11 protein-coding genes and 1 pseudogene are annotated in these 15,848 nt (G+C 71.9%); 5 read left to right on the forward strand and 7 right to left on the reverse strand.

The features are described 5' to 3' along the window. Positions 1 to 2 precede the first annotated feature (2 nt). From FB465_RS32065 to FB465_RS32075, 3 genes are all read left to right on the forward strand, one after another. A complete protein-coding gene (locus FB465_RS32065) occupies positions 3 to 1,412 on the forward strand; it encodes a GH1 family beta-glucosidase (protein ID WP_145796229.1) in 1,410 nt (469 codons plus the stop codon). Then, positions 1,409 to 3,691, forward strand: coding sequence for an alpha-xylosidase (gene yicI / locus FB465_RS32070; RefSeq protein ID WP_145796232.1), 2,283 nt, complete (start codon positions 1,409 to 1,411; stop codon positions 3,689 to 3,691). Before FB465_RS32065 ends, yicI begins: the two co-directional genes overlap by 4 nt. A 77-nt stretch (positions 3,692 to 3,768) precedes the next feature. Beyond that, positions 3,769 to 4,749, forward strand: a complete 981-nt coding sequence (locus FB465_RS32075; RefSeq protein WP_145796234.1) for a phosphotransferase family protein — start codon at positions 3,769 to 3,771, stop codon at positions 4,747 to 4,749. A gap of 77 nt (positions 4,750 to 4,826) precedes the next feature. Here FB465_RS32075 and FB465_RS37605 read toward each other — a convergent pair whose 3' ends face one another. Then, entirely contained in the window at positions 4,827 to 6,821 is a 1,995-nt protein-coding gene (locus tag FB465_RS37605; RefSeq protein ID WP_145796235.1) for an alpha-amylase family protein, read from the reverse strand. A 57-nt stretch (positions 6,822 to 6,878) separates the two neighbouring features. Beyond that, the gene (locus FB465_RS32085; RefSeq protein ID WP_145796238.1) at positions 6,879 to 7,652 is read right to left on the reverse strand and encodes an SDR family NAD(P)-dependent oxidoreductase; all 774 of its coding nucleotides are present in this window, start codon (positions 7,650 to 7,652) and stop codon (positions 6,879 to 6,881) included. Positions 7,653 to 7,846: 194 nt separating this feature from the next. Here FB465_RS32085 and FB465_RS38020 point away from each other — a divergent pair, with 194 nt between their 5' ends. Next, entirely contained in the window at positions 7,847 to 8,308 is a 462-nt protein-coding gene (locus FB465_RS38020) for a glycoside hydrolase N-terminal domain-containing protein (protein ID WP_145796240.1), read from the forward strand. Positions 8,309 to 8,464: 156 nt separating this feature from the next. On the opposite strand, the gene FB465_RS36065 is transcribed toward FB465_RS38020, so the two are convergent. The 5 genes and pseudogenes from FB465_RS36065 to FB465_RS37220 all read right to left on the reverse strand — a co-directional run. Then, positions 8,465 to 9,232, reverse strand: a complete 768-nt coding sequence (locus FB465_RS36065; protein WP_170290732.1) for a hypothetical protein — start codon at positions 9,230 to 9,232, stop codon at positions 8,465 to 8,467. Further along, complete coding sequence (locus FB465_RS32105) at positions 9,229 to 9,759, reverse strand: SigE family RNA polymerase sigma factor (protein WP_145796244.1); 531 nt, start codon at positions 9,757 to 9,759, stop codon at positions 9,229 to 9,231. Before FB465_RS32105 ends, FB465_RS36065 begins: the two co-directional genes overlap by 4 nt. A gap of 128 nt (positions 9,760 to 9,887) precedes the next feature. Next, positions 9,888 to 10,790: an expansin EXLX1 family cellulose-binding protein gene (locus FB465_RS32110; protein ID WP_281292367.1), complete on the reverse strand. Its 903-nt coding sequence runs from the start codon at positions 10,788 to 10,790 to the stop codon at positions 9,888 to 9,890. A 243-nt stretch (positions 10,791 to 11,033) separates the two neighbouring features. Then, positions 11,034 to 13,451, reverse strand: coding sequence for a SpoIIE family protein phosphatase (locus FB465_RS32115; RefSeq protein WP_145796247.1), 2,418 nt, complete (start codon positions 13,449 to 13,451; stop codon positions 11,034 to 11,036). A gap of 142 nt (positions 13,452 to 13,593) precedes the next feature. Then, positions 13,594 to 13,725, reverse strand: a pseudogene (locus FB465_RS37220) (exodeoxyribonuclease III); the annotation flags it as partial. A 561-nt stretch (positions 13,726 to 14,286) separates the two neighbouring features. Between FB465_RS37220 and FB465_RS32125 the strand changes: the two are divergent. Continuing rightward, positions 14,287 to 15,720, forward strand: coding sequence for a glycoside hydrolase family 43 protein (locus FB465_RS32125; RefSeq protein WP_145796249.1), 1,434 nt, complete (start codon positions 14,287 to 14,289; stop codon positions 15,718 to 15,720). Positions 15,721 to 15,848: the final 128 nt, after the last annotated feature.

Here is a 15,848-nt window from a genome sequence, read left to right on the forward strand (position 1 = left end):
CGTTGAACTCCTGGGAGGAGCCGGACTTCCCCGCACTGCCCGCCGGGTTCCGCTTCGGCGCCGCCACCGCCGCGTACCAGATCGAGGGCGCCCACGACCTGGACGGCCGTGCCCCCTCCATCTGGGACACCTTCAGCCACACACCCGGACGCACCCTCGGCGGCGCCACCGGCGACACCGCCTGCGACCACTACCACCGCTACCGGGAGGACGTGACCCTGCTGCGCGGGCTCGGCGTCGACAACTACCGCTTCTCGATCGCCTGGCCCCGCCTGCTGCCCCAGGGAACCGGCCCGGTGAACCAGAAGGGCCTGGACTTCTACGACCGCCTGATCGACGAGCTGTTCGCTGCCGGGATCCGACCCGCCGTCACCCTCTACCACTGGGACCTGCCGCAGGCCCTGGAGGACCGCGGCGGCTGGCGCGTCCGGGAGACCGCCGAGGCGTTCGCGTCGTACGCGGCCCTCGCCGCCGAACGCTACGGCGACCGGGTAGAGCGCTGGATCACCCTCAACGAGCCGTACTGCTCCGCGTTCGTGGGCTACGCCGAAGGCCGGCACGCCCCCGGCGTCCAGGAGGGCCGTGGCGCGCTCGCCGCCGCACACCACCTGCTGGTTGCCCACGGCCTGGCCGTACGGGAGCTGCGCGCCGCCGGCGCTCGGGAGGTCGGCATCGCCCTCAACCTGGACCGCATCCACGCCGCCTCCGACCGCCCCGATGACCTCGCCGCCCTGCGCCGCGCCGAGGTGCTGCACAACGACGTCTGGACCGATCCGCTCCTCGCCGGACGCTACCCCGCGCAGGAGGCCGAGACCTGGGCCGGTCTCGCCGAAGGCCCCTGGCGGCAGCCCGGCGACCTGGAGGTGATCGGCGCGCCGCTGGACTTCCTCGGCGTCAACTTCTACCGCCCGATCACCGTCGCTGCCGCCCCGCACCGCGCCGACGACATCGAAGCCCGCACCGCCGTGGACATCGGCGTCACCGAGCTCGACCAGTACGGCACCCCGCACACCACCATGGGCTGGCCGATCGTCCCCGGCGCGCTCACCGAGCTGCTCTGCGAGCTGCACGCCCGCTACCCGCAGATGCCACCGGTGTGGATCACCGAGAGCGGGGCCGCATTCGAGGATGTGCTAGGCCCGGACGGGAGGGTCCACGACCCGGAGCGGACCGGCTACCTCGCCGACCACCTCGCCGCCGTCGCCGACTCGGTCGCCGCCGGGGTGGACGTCCGCGGCTTCTACGTCTGGTCGCTGCTGGACAACTTCGAGTGGGCCCGCGGCTACCAGCAGCGCTTCGGCCTGGTCCATGTCGACTACGACACCCTGACCCGAACGCCCAAGGACAGCTACCACTGGTACCGGGGCCTGTTCACCGCGCACCGTGCGCGGACGGAGGAAGCCGCCCGATGAAGTTCACCGACGGCTACTGGCTGATGCGCCCGGGCTGCACCGCCCGCTACGCCGCCGAGGTCGCCGACGTCCGGGCCGAGGAGCACCGGCTCACCCTCTACGCGCCGGTCAAGCACGTGCGCGGCCGCGGCGACACGCTCAACAGCCCGCTGCTGACCGTCGAGTGCTGGTCCCCGGCGGACGGCGTGATCGGGGTGCGCGCCACCCACCACGCCGGATCCGTCCGCCGCGGACCGGAGTTCGCCCTGCCCGGCGCGCAGGACGGCAGCGGGAAGGTCCACCGCGACGGGGCGGTGGTGGAGCTCATCGCCGGCGAACTGACGCTGCGCGTGGACACCTCCCAGCCCTGGTGCCTGGAGTTCACCGCCAGCGGCCGGGTGCTGACCAGCGTCGGCGAGCGCGGCACCGGTTTCGTCACCGACGCCGACGGCCGGCACCACATGCTCGGCCAACTCGCACTCGGTGTCGGCGAACTGGTCTACGGGCTGGGGGAGCGGTTCACCCCGTTCGTCCGCAACGGCCAAGTGGTCGACATCTGGCAGGCCGACGGCGGCACCAGCAGCGAACAGTCTTACAAGAACATCCCGTTCCACCTGACCAACCGGGGTTACGGCGTCTTCGTCAACCATCCCGGGAAGGTCAGCTACGAGGTCGGATCCGAGTCGGTCGGACAGGTGCAGTTCAGCGTCGAGGACCAGTCGCTCGAGTACTTCGTCGTCCATGGCCCCACGCCCAAGGAAATCCTGGAGCGGTACACCGCGCTCACCGGCCGCCCCGCCCTGCCACCCGCATGGGCTCTCGGCCTGTGGCTCACCACCTCCTTCACCACCGACTACGACGAGGCCACCGTCAACCGCTTCGTCGGCGGCATGGCCGAACGCGGCATCCCGCTCAGCGTCTTCCACCTCGACTGCTTCTGGATGCGCGAGTACCAGTGGTGCGACTTCGACTGGGACGCCGACACCTTCCCCGACCCGGCCGGCATGCTGGCCCGCCTCAAGCAGCAGGGCTTGCGGATCTCGGCGTGGATCAACCCGTACATCGCCCAGAAGTCCGCGCTGTTCGAGGAGGGGATGCGCGAGGGGTACCTGGTGCGCCGAGCCGACGGCAGCGTGTGGCAGTGGGACCTGTGGCAGCCCGGCATGGCCCTGGTCGACTTCACCAACCCGGCCGCACGCGACTGGTACACCGACAAACTGCGCACCCTGCTCGCGCAAGGCGTGGACTGCTTCAAGACCGACTTCGGCGAGCGCATCCCCACCGACGTCGTCTGGCACGACGGCTCCGACCCCGAGCGGATGCACAACTTCTACACCCACCTGTACAACCAGGCCGTCTTCGAGCTGCTGCGCGAGGAGCGCGGCGAGGGCGAGGCACTGCTGTTCGCCCGCTCCGCCACCGCCGGCGGGCAGCAGTACCCGGTGCACTGGGGCGGCGACTGCGAGTCCCACTTCAACGCCATGGCCGAGTCCCTGCGCGGCGGACTCTCCCTCGGCCTGTCCGGCTTCGGCTTCTGGAGCCACGACATCGGCGGCTTCGAGGGCACCCCGACCCCGACCGTCTTCAAGCGCTGGGTGCAGTTCGGCCTGCTCTCCTCGCACAGCCGGCTGCACGGCAGCAAGTCCTACCGGGTGCCGTGGGACTACGGCGAGGAGGCGGTGGAGGTGACCCGCGAGTTCACCCTGCTCAAGCACCGGCTCGCGCCCTACCTGCAGCGCGCCGCCCAACACGCGCACGCCACCGGCATCCCGGTGATGCGCGCCATGGTGCTCGAGTTCCCCGACGACCCCGCCGCCGCCACCCTCGACCGGCAGTACCTGCTCGGCGACGACCTGCTGGTCGCCCCGGTCTTCACCGACGACGGCACCGTCGAGTACTACGTCCCCGAGGGCACCTGGACCAACGTCCTGACCGGCCGCGAGGTCGTCGGCCCACGCTGGGTGAAGGAGCAGCACGGCTTCCACACCCTGCCGCTGCTCGCCCGCCCCGACTCCATCATCCCGCTCGCCGCCGACGACCAGCGCCCGGTCTCCGCCTGGGCCGACGGCGTCGAGTTGCGCGTCCACGCCTTCGCCGACGGCGCCGAACGCACCGTCACCATCCCGCGCAGCGACGGCGTCGGCGACAGCGCCCGCTTCCACCTGCGCCGCACCGCCGACCGGCTCACCGTCACCACCGACAGCCCGCACCCGTGGCACGTGCGCATCGGCGGCCCGGACGGCCCCCTGCACACCCAGCCGGCCGGGACCCCGGAGGCCACCCTCCCATACCCGGCCTGAACCGCACCGAAGGCGGGGTTCCGACCCGGAACCCCGCCTTCGGCACATCCCCGTACCCGTTATCCGGAAGAGCCGCCATGGAAAGCCTGACCAAACGCCGGCTGACCGCCGACGAACTCGACACCCTGCTGCGCACCTCCACCGGCCTCGGCTGCCGGGTGGAGGCCGAACTGACCGACGGCTGGTTCAACAGCGTCCACCGCGTCCGGCTGGACGACGGCCGGCCCGCCGTGGTCAAACTCGCCCCGCCGCCCGACGTGCCGGTGCTCCGGTACGAACGCGGCATCCTCGCCACCGAGGCGATGGTCTACCGCCGTCTCGCCACCCTGCCGGCCGGCGCCGTACCGGCACCCCGACTGCTGTACGAGGGGGAGGAGTTCCTGGTCCTGTCGGTCCTGGACGGGACACCGTGGGACAAGGCGGGGGAGCGGCTGACCGCCGGTGCGGAGGCGGGGCTGCGCCGCGAACTCGGCGCGATCACCGCGCGCCTGCACACCCTGGCCTCGGCGGACGGCCGCTTCGGATACCCCGCGGCCGAGTCCGCGCTGTCCGCCGACGACTGGCGGACGGCGTTCACCGCGATGGTGGAGGCGCTGCTGGAGGACGCCGACCGCTGGCAGGCCCCGCTCGGCGTGCGGCCCGGCGAGCTGCGGACCCTGGTGGCCGAAGGCGGCCAGGCCCTCGCGGAGGTCACCGAGCCGAAGCTGGTCCACTTCGACCTGTGGCCGGGCAACATCTTCGTGGATCCGGCGGGCCGCCGGATCACCGGGCTGATCGACCACGAGCGCGCGTTCTGGGGCGACCCCGCCGCCGAGCTGGTCTCGCTGGCCTTCGGCGGCGACACCGGACCGGACAGCGACCTGGTGGCGGGCTACACCGGCGCGGGCGGACGCCTCGACTTCACCCCCGCCCTCCGGCACCGGCTGGCGCTCTACCAGCTGTACCTGGCCCTGCTGCTGGTCGTCGAGTGCGGCCCTCGCGGCTACCGGGGCGAGCACGTGTCGTTCTGCCGGGGCATGGTCGCCGAGGCGGTCGACCGCGTCCGGGCCCTGGGGTAGCCGCCGTGCGGGGAGCCGTGGCGCCGACCACGGGGCCGGTCGCGCAGCTCCCCGCCCCGTGGTCGGCATGCTCACCGTCAGCCGTGGTCGACCACGACCATCGCGTGCCCGTCCAGGCTGGTCACTCGCACGTGGACGTACTCGCCGTCGTACTGCCAGTCGAGCTCCTGCCCGGACGGCTGCAGCCGCACCGCGCTCGGCTCGCCCGTGACCCGCACCGAGACCGGCACGTCGACCAGCGGGAAGGCGTCGTGCACCAGGTCCAGCGCCGGGGTCTCCCGGGCGGGCACGAAGCTGATCAGGTGCACCACCGTGCCGGTGGGCGTGCTGACCACGCCGGTCTCCAGGTGGACCGGCCCGCCGATCCGCACCAGCGGATCGGGCAGCAGCCGGTCCAGCACCGCGCCGAGCAGCTGCCGGTACGTCTCCACGCCGTGCTCGTGGAACGCCTCCAGCAGGTTCACGGTCACCGCTCCCACCCCGTCGGCCACCGCCACGGCGACCTCGTCCGTGGGGTCGGCCGGCGGCGTGTACGAGTGGCCGCAGAACCGGTCCCAGCTGCGGGGGAAGTACGGCGCCACCACCTTGGCCAGCACCTCCGCTCCGGCCCCGGCCCGAGCGGACAGCCGGGCGCCGTGGCTGATCACCGGGAAGTCCTCCGGCGCGCCGGGCACGCCCTGGCAGGCCAGGAAGGACTCGCCGTCCGGGGCGGGCGCCAGCCCCTCGACCGGCAGGTCGGGGAGGGTCGGCTCGGTGCCGTTCAGCAGCGCGGCCCCGATCAGCAGTACCGCCCCGCCGCCCGTGCGGTACTCCTGGAGCCGGTCGGCGAGGGAGTCGTCGACCCGGGTGGTCTCCGGCACCACCACGGCCCGGTACCCGCTCAGGTCCGACTCGGGGGTGACCACGTCGAACTGCACCCGCAGCTGCTGCAGGGCGCGCACCGCGCCGATGATGCTCGCCCCGGGGTTGTCGCCGAGCGCGGAGTCGGAGAGCAGCGCGACCTCGCTGAGCACCCGGCCGCCCTCGACGAACGGCTCGCACCGCTCGATGTGCCGGTAGACCGAGCCGATCAGCTCGTACACCGCCGGGGACAGCGCGCCGCGCGGGTGCAGGACGTCGCCGACGCCGCCGGTCAGCCCGTGGCTGAGCATCTGGCTGCACTCGTAGAGCAGGGCGGCCCGGGGCTTGAGGGCGGCGTTGTCCCCCCAGCTCTCGTGGAACCGGCCGGTGTGGCTGAGGGTCGGCAGACCCATCGGCCGGACGAAGCGCGCCACGTACGGCAGGAAGGTGTAGCCCCAGCCGCCGGTCGGCAGACCCTCGATCTCGGCGTGGCGCACGAACTGCCGTTCCTCGGACAGCCGGGACTTGGGCCGGCTGTTGAACCAGACGCCCTGTGCGGCGTCCGCCGGCAGCGCCTTCTCCACCATGGCGGAGTAGCGCGCCATGTAGCGGTGGGCCACCAGGGTGGCGTAGCGCGCCCGGTGGTCGGCGTCCGCCGGGTCCAGGCCCTCGCGGCGCATGCCGTCGACCGCCCAGCGGCTCGCGCTCGGCTGGTCCCAGCACATGTCGATGAAGATCCCGTCGACCGGCGCGAAGCGCCGCAGCACCTCGTCCAACTGGTCGGCGAAATAGTCGGCGTACGGGCTGGACATGTCGAGCACGTTCCACCCGGCCTCGAAGGCGGAGGTGGTCCAGCGGTTGAGCTTCAGGTCCTCGCCGTGTCCGATCCACTCGGGGTGCTCCCGGGCGGCGTACTCGTCGACCTGGAGGGAGAGGTAGATGGGTGCGCGGATCCCCACCGCGTGCAGGGCGTCGACCTGCTCGGCCAGCAGGTCGAGGCCGGGGTCGAGGCCGGGGTGGCGCTCGGGCCGGTCGGTGGCGTGGTAGAGGAGGCCGTGGTGGCACTTGGCGAAGACGGTGACGCTGTCGACGGCGGCGTCCTTGAAGGTCTGCGCGAAGGCCGCCGGGTCGAAGTCCCGGCCGACGTCCGGGATGTCGGGCCCGGTGTGAAAGTCCAGGTGCACCGTGCGGCGCGGGAACCGGCTCGGGTCGGGCGGAGTGGGGCGGGACAAGGTGTTCTCCTCGCGTACGCGTACGGAAGTCGGGGCCTGCGAGCCGAGGAAGGGGCCTCAGTCGCGGGGGAGGAGGCGCGGGCCGCGCACGCCGCCGTCCACGGCGAGGTCGGTGCCGGTGGTGGCACCGGCGTGCGGGCCGGCCAGGTAGGCGATGGCGGTGGCCACCTGCTCGGCGGTCACCGGGTGGCCGGTGCGGCCGCGGGCCTCCGCGGAGGCCCGGTCGGGGCTCGGGCCGGAGCCGGCGTCGGGCAGCGGCTCCGGAACCGGCGCGGTCAGGGAGCCCGGGTCGACGCAGGTCACCCGGATGCCGTCGGCGGCCAGATCGGCGGCCATGGCCCGGGTCATCGACCGGACCGCGCCCTTGGACGCCGAGGACAGCACCGCCGAGGACAGCACCTGGGCGGGCAGTCCCTCGGCGGTCGCGACCGAGCAGGTGTTGACGATCGCCGGGGCCGGCGAGCGCCGCAGGTACGGCAGCGCGGCCCGGGTCGTGCGCATCACCCCGAGGACGCCGACCTCGAACATCCTGCGCCACTCCTCCTCGCCGCCCAGCTCGACGCCGTCGCGGGCGCCGACGCCGGCGCAGTTGACCAGGATGTCGATGCCGCCCAGCAGTTCGGCGGCCCAGGCCACCCCGGCGCGGACCGACTGCTCGTCCGCGACATCGGCGTACGCCCGGACCAGCGTGGACGGGACGCCGTCCGGTCGCACGTCGAGGCAGGCGACCCGCGCGCCGCGGGCCGCCAGCAGGCGGGCCGTGGCCAGCCCGATGCCCGAGGCGCCGCCGGTGACGACGGCCGCCAGGCCCGCGAAGTCGGGCTCACCCATGGCTGCTCCTCCTCCTCAATACATAGGATGTATTTATAGAAGGAGCGGCCGTGATCCGTCCAGAGGGTGTGACGAATGAGGCCACAAAGCGCCAGGTTTCAGGGAAAGTTGAGGCGGCAGCAGGCAATGGCTTCAGCTGCTCGCCGTTCGGTATTCGTCCCCAAGACATGGGATGACCTGTTTAGCTTGTCGATGTGTCTCTCAATGACCACGCCCCCGCCGACCCGCTCTGGTACCGCTACCCCGCCGACGACTTCCTCGACGCGCTCCCGCTCGGCAACGGCCGGCTCGGCGCGATGACCCATGGAGGCATCGCCACCGAGCGGATCGACCTCAACGCCGACACGCTGTGGTCGGGCGGCCCGGGCCCCCGCGACCGGGCGGGCGCCGCCGAGCACCCGTGCGCCGTCCGCGCGGCCGTGCTGCGCGACCGCGCACTCGCCGTCACCGGCGCCGACGAGCGGTGGTGCTGGTCGCCGTCGGCACCGGCTACCGGGGCTGGCGCGAGCAGCCCGACGGCCCGCAGGCTGCGCTCGCCGAGGCCCGCCGGTGGCTGGCGGGCGCCGGGGGTCAGGACTACGAGAAGCTCCGCGCCGAGCACCCGGCCGACCACCACAGGCTCTCCGGCGTTCGCCAGGAGAAACGCACGGCTCTGAGGGGCTGTCAATACGTTCTGTACGGATCTGTGGCAAGTCGAGCACAGGATTCCAAGGAGCACGACTGGCAATTGACGGGAACTCAGTGAACGCTCACACTCATCCCCGACCCTTCGGTGCGCCGAGGCGAAACCCTCAGCGCGCCGAGCGAAACCCTCAGTGGGCCGAGGCGAAACCTCCTCGAAGGGTGACGGAGCCGCCGGCGGTCCGGGCGTCGACACGGTAGCTGTCGCCGGCCGCGGCGCGGGCGCCCGTGGCGTGGTTGAACTGCGCGGCGAACTCGTGCTGCCCGGCGGGCACGGTACGGCCCGGCTTGAGGACCCAGCGGTAGACCAGCGAGCCACCGGACTCCTGGACGGTGACCGTGAAGTCGTCGGCCGGCAGGGTCCGCCAGGTGCCGGTGTCACGCACCCCGCCGGTCTGCGCGACCCGCAGCTCCACCGTGAGCGAGGTGAGCGGCTGGGAGGCTCCGAGGACCAGGTTGCTCTGGCCCCAGTAGATCGTGCTGTGCCCGTCCACCGAACCCTCGGTCCACAGCGGACCGTTCTGGACCCGCCCGGTCGGGAGCGACGGACTCGGACTCGGCCGCGACCCGCCCGTGGCGCTCGGCGCCGGACCGGTGGCTGTGGAGGGCGTCGACGGGGTGGGGCTGTTGACGGGGGACGGTGCGGCGGGGGACGTCACGGCGGGCGACGGTGACGGGCCGCTGACGATACCGGCGACGGCGAGGCCGCCGGTGGCCAGGATGCCGGCAGTGGCGAGGGCGGCGAGGGCCACCCTGCGCCCGGACCGGGCGATCGAGGGTGCGCGGTGTCGGAGCGCCGGGCCGGCGGCGCGCTGCTCAACCAGCGCGATGATCTTGGCTCGGTCGGGGTGGTGGTACGCGGCAGCCTCTCGCAGCTGTCGGCTGATTTCCTCGTTCACCGGGTCCTCCCTCCCATCACCGGCTCGCCGGTCGCCGCTGCGCCGAGCAGTCGTTCCAACTCGGCCATCGCCTTCGAAGTCTGGCTCTTCACCGTACCGACCGATATGCCCAGTGCCATCGCGGTGTCCTTCTCCGAAAGGTCGAAGGCATGGCGCAGCACTACGCACGCCCGCTTGCGGAACGGCAACCGGGCGAGCGCCGCCCGGACGTCCAGGGTGCCGGGCATGTCCGGCAGGTCGATCGCCTCGGGGGCGCGTGACCAGAACAGCGCGATCCGGCGCCGCTCGCGGACGGCGCTGCGGATGCGCTCGCGCACCAGGTTGGCCACCACGCCGCGCGCATAGGCGAGCGGGTGGCGGGCCGCACGGAAGCGGTCCCAGTGCTGCCACAGCGCCACCAGGGCGTCCGCGGCGATGTCGTCGGCCGCGTCCGGCTCGCCGGTCAGCAGGTAGGCGAGTCGGGCCAGTTCGGCATAGTGGCGGTCGAAGAAGTCGTGGAACTCCTCGGACGCCTCCTCTAGGCGCATCTCCCTCGGTCGCCCTCTCCCTGCGATGTGTGCGTTAACAATCGGCCGAAGCGTAACAGCGCCCGTCACCACGACCGAACGGCGGCCGCCTACGGCGGCGTAACCGTGGTGGTGGATGGATGCCACGATCAGTGCCGGGCGAACTGGACTCGAGTGGGTTGGGCGACCTCCGGTTTCACCGCGAGGCCGTCCACGGTCAGCTGCTCGCCGTAGATGTCCGTGATCCTGATCGAGGCGCCGCAGCCGTTGCCGTCGGCGGCGAGGAAGTAGTTGTAGGAGGTACGCGACAGCCGCCGCCAGCCGCTCGCGGTCCGCATCTCCAGGGCGGCGACCGGATTGCGGTGACCGATCACCTGGATGGCGCACCAGTACTGGCTGGACCCGGTCTTGTACCGGACGGAGAGCGTGTCCGGTGCACTGGCGGGGCTCAGCAGGGTCCAGGTGATCGAGAGCCGGCCGACCTTCAGATCGGCGAGCTTGGCGAACGCCTGCTGGCTGAGGTCGAGCTGCCCCGGCGCGCAGGGCAGTGGGCACTCGTTGACGATCCGCACCGTGATCGAGGCCCCGTTGGCGGCCTTGACCAGCACGTACGCGCCGCACGCCCGGGACGTCTCGTAGTCGGTGGTGTTCATCGCCGCGATCATCATGTCGCCGGACGGGCCGAACAGGCAGGCACCGTTGCCGTCGGCGGCCTCGTACGCGGTGGCCACGCCCTGGTAGCTGACCCCGGGGCGGATCCGCCCCGTCGCAGGCGCCGCCGCGGACTTCGAAGTGGCCGAGGCCGAAGCCGAGGCGGAGGGCCGGGCCGAGGCCGAAGCGGACGGGGAGGCGGAGGCAGCGGCGGAAGCAGAGGCCGACGGCTGCGCCGAGTCGGTCGGCGCGCCGGTCGCCGGCTCAGCGGAGCCGGAACCCGTCGGGTCGCCCGCCGGGGTCCCCGCCACGGCCGCGCCGGCCGGCCGGCCGGTGTCGGTGCCGCTCCCGGGGACCAGCGCGACGGCCAGGCAGGCCACCGCTGCCACTGCGGTCAACACCAGCGGAATGCCGACTGCTCGTCCGCGGTTCCGCGTGCGCCGCTCCCGCTGAGCGCCGTGCTTCGTTGTGCTCATGCTCGTCCGTTCGGTAGGTCAGGTCGCTGTTTCACCTCCCAGTGGTCGCCGGTGGAGAAAAGGTTGCCGCCCCTCGAAAAATTTTCTGAGACGGCCGCGGAGTGCACATCGGAGCCGCCGGCGACGAGCGCCGCCGGCGCGAGACCGTGGCCCCCCGTACGACGCTCGCTACCTCGACTCGATGGTCTGCGCGCACCAGATCGTCTTGCCACTGGTGGTGTGCCGGGTGCCCCAGCCCTGGGTGAGCTGGGCGACGAGCATAAGGCCCCGGCCGCCCTCGTCGAAGGCGCGGGCCCGGCGCAGGTGCGGTGTGGTCTCGCTGGCATCGGAGACCTCGCAGATCAGCGCGGTGTCGCGGATCAGCCGCAGCCGGATCGGCGGCTCGCCGTACTTGATGGCGTTGGTGACCAGCTCGGTGACGACGAGCTCGGTGACGAACGCCTCCTCCTCCAGGCCCCAGACGGCCAGCTGCCCGGAGGCGAACCGCCGGGCGGGCGGCACCTGCGAGACGTCGGGCTCGACGTTCCAATCGGCGACGCGGTCGGCGGTCAGCGCGTGGGTTCGGGCGAGGAGCAGGGCCGCGTCGTCGGTGCGGTGGTCGGGGAGCAGGACAGCGATCGCCGTGTCGCAGAGGGCCTCCAGCGAGGTGGCCGGCTCGCTCAGGACCCGGAGCAGTTCGGCGATCCCCTGCTCGGCGTCGCGTTCGCGGCTCTCCACCAGTCCGTCGGTGTAGAGGGCGAGCAGGCTGCCCTCGGGCACCTCGACCTCGGTCGCTTCGAACGGCAGCCCACCGACGCCGAGCGGCGGTCCAGGCTGTACCGACAGCAAGGTCCTGCTGCCGTCCGCCGCGATGATCAGCGGCAGCGGGTGCCCCGCGCTCGCCATGGCGCAGCGGCGGGAGACCGGGTCGTAGACGGCGTACAGGCAGGTGGCCCCGGATTCGCCGGTCGATTCGAAACGGTTTTCGGGCTGGAGGTCGTCGGGAAGGTGGAGGACCAGGTCGTCCAGGTGGGTCAGCAGCTCGTCCGGCGGCAGGTCCACGTCGGCCAGGGTGCGGACCGCCGTTCGCAGCCGGCCCATGCTGGCCGAGGCGTGCAGGCCGTGCCCGACGACATCGCCGACCACCAGGGCGACCCGGGCGCCGGACAGCGGGATGACGTCGAACCAGTCGCCGCCCACGCCCGCACCGGCTCCGGCGGGCAGGTAGCCGGAGGCGACCTCGATCGCCTCCTGGCGCGGCAGCCGCTGTGGTAGCAGGCTGCGTTGCAGGGTCAGCGCGGTGGTGTGCTCGTGCGAGTAGCGGCGGGCGTTGTCGATGGCCACGGCGGCCTTGGCGGCCATTTGCTCGGCGAGGATCAGGTCGTCGGCGGTGAAGGCCTCGGGCCGGTCGCGGCGGGCGAACGCGACGACGCCGAGCACGGCGCCGCGCGCCAGCAGCGGCACGGTGATCTTGCCGGTGAGCCCCTTCGCGGCGATGGACGGGTCGATCAGCGGGGTGCCGGGCGGCCAGTGGGCGGGGTCGGCGGCGAGACCCGGGCCGAAGGCCCATTCGCCGCCCTGGCTGGGTTCGGCGGCGAGCTGCACCGTGGACCTGCCGGTGGCCATGCAGCGGGCGACGATGGAGCCGGAGGCGTAGCCGACCGGCGTCGCCGGTCCGGGAGGCCGGTCCGGATCCTCCTTCGCACTGTGCTGGGCGGCGCGGCTGAGCGTGATGGTGCCGGCGGCGGTGACCGCGGCGGGGACGGGCGGTTCCTCCCCGCGCAGCACCTCGTCGAAGAGATCGACGATGGCCAGGTCGACGAAGCCCGGGATCGGGGCCGTCGCCAGCTCCCGGGCGGTGCTGACCACGTCGAGGGTCCGACCGATGCCGCTGCTGGCTTCGTTGAGGATGAGCAGGCGCTGGCGGGCCCAGTACTCGGCGCTCATGTCGAATCCCCAGTTCGCGACCGCGCGCACCGTGCCCTCGGCGTCCCGGACGGGCCACATGCTGGTGGCCCAGGCATTGGCGTAGGCGCTGCCGAGCGGGCGGAAGATCGTGATGAGACGCGCGGGCTCGCCGGTCCTGGCCACCTCGGAGAGCTTGTTGGTATACGCGGCATCGTCCAGTTCGGGGAACAGCTCGCGGTACTTCTCACCGAGCACCTGCTCCTCCGAGTGCGCCATCACCCGGGACGCGGCGGCGTTCACCCACAGGAACCGCAGGTCAGGGTCGTACACCCCCAGGGCGAAGGGGCACTGCTCGAAGGCCCGGTCGGCGATCACGGGGCGCCGTCCCCAGCGCTGGACGGTCAGGACGAGGCCCAGCGCCCGGCCGCTGCTCCCGCCCAGGGGATGAGCCGTCACCACGGCGTCCACCGTGGAACCGTTCCGGTGGCGCAGGGCGATCAAGCCGGTGCTGTCGGTGCCGGCGTCGTCGGGGAAGCCGGGCGGGGGATCGACCAGCAGGTCGGTCACGGGGCGGCCGACGGTCTCCTCCGCCGCCCAGCCCAGCAACAGCAGCCCACCCTCGCTCCAGCCGCTCACCAAGCCGTCCGGATCGACCACGACAACGGCAGTGGGTGCGTCCTGCACGCCGGCCGTCTCCATGCGCGCCTCCGTCCAGGCAGCCGTGCATACCGGAACGGGAATCCGGTCTCTGGCTCCAGCCTAGGTCCGGCGCCCGGTGCATGCGCTCCGGGCAGCGAGGGGACAGGACGTCACGGCACGACCTTCCGCTTTCCCGGCCTAGTTATCCGCGGTCGAAGAATGCCGTGACGGGTGCGTGATCGGACCAGCGTTCCGCGTGCGAGGCGGGCTGCTCGGCGTAGGCCTCGATGCACCTGGCCGCGAGTCCCTGACTGGCCATCAGGTAGTCGATCCGTCAGCGGGCAGACGTGTCTTCCAAAAGGTCCACCCGTTCGGGCGGGGATGGGTCGGGTAGGTCTGCTGGCCTGCGGCTACGTCGGCTCGCTCGACGACACCACCGACCGCGACACCCGCTGGGGTTCCTTGGTGGCGAAACCGTCGGTGTTGCTGCCCGGGGACGAGGTTGACGATGTTGCCGGTCTGGGAGCCGTAGACCGCGCCCGCCAGGCGGAACTGCGCGCGGTGCCACGGTCGCCGGATTCAGTCGGCCTGGGCACAGCGGGTCAAGATTGGGTAACGGCGGATCCTACCTCTTGTCCCGCCAAATTGTGAGCGTTAACAATCTCACAAGCGCGAAACAGCGGCGTCACCTCCGGTTCACACGAACGACCTGGATGCGGTGCTGCCCGAACCGCGCCGGACCGGACTGCGCACGGCCCAGCTGTCACCACGGCGACATGCACCACACGCGGAGACACAGGTCGCCCGGCACCGCCCCCACCGAGATCGAGCTTCCCCGTCGCACTGCGCCCCCCTTCACCCTGGTGGCATTCCCACAACTAACAGGAGACGTTCCATGTCCGCGCTTCGCGCACGGCTGTCGGCGGTAGTGCTCGCCGTATGCCTCCTCTTCACCGGCCTGGCTGTGGCCACACCACAGCGGGCCGCCGCCGCAGACCCGGGCTACCTGATGGTGCACTTCACCGGTGACGGGTCGACCGGTCAGCAGACCTACCTCTCGCACAGCACGGACGGTGTGCACTGGAACGACCTCAACGGCGGTGGCATGGTCCTGCGCTCCACGGTCGGCACGCAGGGCGTGCGTGACCAGGCACTGGTGCGCTCGCCCGACGGGAGCCGGTACTGGATCATCGCCACCGACCTGTGCATCGGCTGTGGGCAGAACTGGGACACCGCCCAGAACAACGCCAGCCGCAACCTCGTGGTGTGGGAGTCCACGGACCTGGTCAACTGGTCGCAGCCGTGGCTGCTCAACGTCGCCGGCGCGATCCCCGACGGCCGCAACGCGTGGGCGCCCGAGGCGATCTGGGACCCGACGACCAACGACTACGTCCTGTACTGGGCGACGAATGCGACGCTCAACGGCGTGCTCAAGCACCGCATCTACTACGCCCGCACGAGCGACTTCCGCACCATCACCACCCCGCAGCTCTACATCGACCGCCCCGGCACCCAGAACATCATCGACACCCAGATCATCGAGGTGCCGTCGGGCGTCGGCAACTACCGCTACGTGCGGGCCTCCGGTGACGGACAGATCACGCTCGAGGGCAGCAACTCGATCCTGGGGACGTGGACCAACCTCGGCAACCTCTCCGGCATCGGTTTGACCGGGTCCCAGGTCGAGGGCCCAATGTGGATGAAGTTCAACGGCACCGACAAGTGGGCCCTCTACCTCGACCAGTACGCCTCAGGAGGCGGCTACATGCCGGTCCTGACGACCGATCCGTCCAACCCCGCCGCCTACCAGAAGCAGGCATCGGGAAGCTACAACATGGGCGGCACGAAGAAGCGCCACGGCTGGATCCTGAACCTGACGGCCGCCGAGGAGAGCCGGGTGCTCGCCCGCTGGCCCAACACCCCCGCCCAGCGGCTCCAGTCGTTCAACTTCCAGGACCGGTACGTGCGGCACACCAACTTCGATGCTCGCATCGACCCGAACGTCAACCCCCTCGACGACTCCCGGTTCCGGCTGCGGCCCGGCCTCGCGGGCACCGGTACCGTCTCCTTCGAGTCGGTGAACTTCCCCGGGTACTTCCTGCGGCACTCCAACTACGACTTCCAGCTCGTCTACAACGACGGCAGCAGCCAGTTCGCCCAGGACGCCACCTTCCGCCAGGTCGCCGGGCTGGCCGACTCGACCTGGTCGTCGTTCCAGTCGTACAACCACCCCGACCACTACATCCGGCACTACGCGTACGAGTTGCGGCTCGACCCGATCACCACCGCGACCGCACGCGGTGACGCCACCTTCCGCGTGACCAGCTGACCCGACCGGGATGCCGGCGCCTCCGAGGAGAGCGCCGGCATCCCCTATTCACACGGCCGGCTGTTCGCCTGGTGGAGCGGGCGTGAATCCGTAAACCGCTCGTCCACGTGCCGGCAGACTGCACCCGA

Source organism: Kitasatospora atroaurantiaca (assembly GCF_007828955.1).
Taxonomy (GTDB): Bacteria; Actinomycetota; Actinomycetes; order Streptomycetales; family Streptomycetaceae; genus Kitasatospora; species Kitasatospora atroaurantiaca.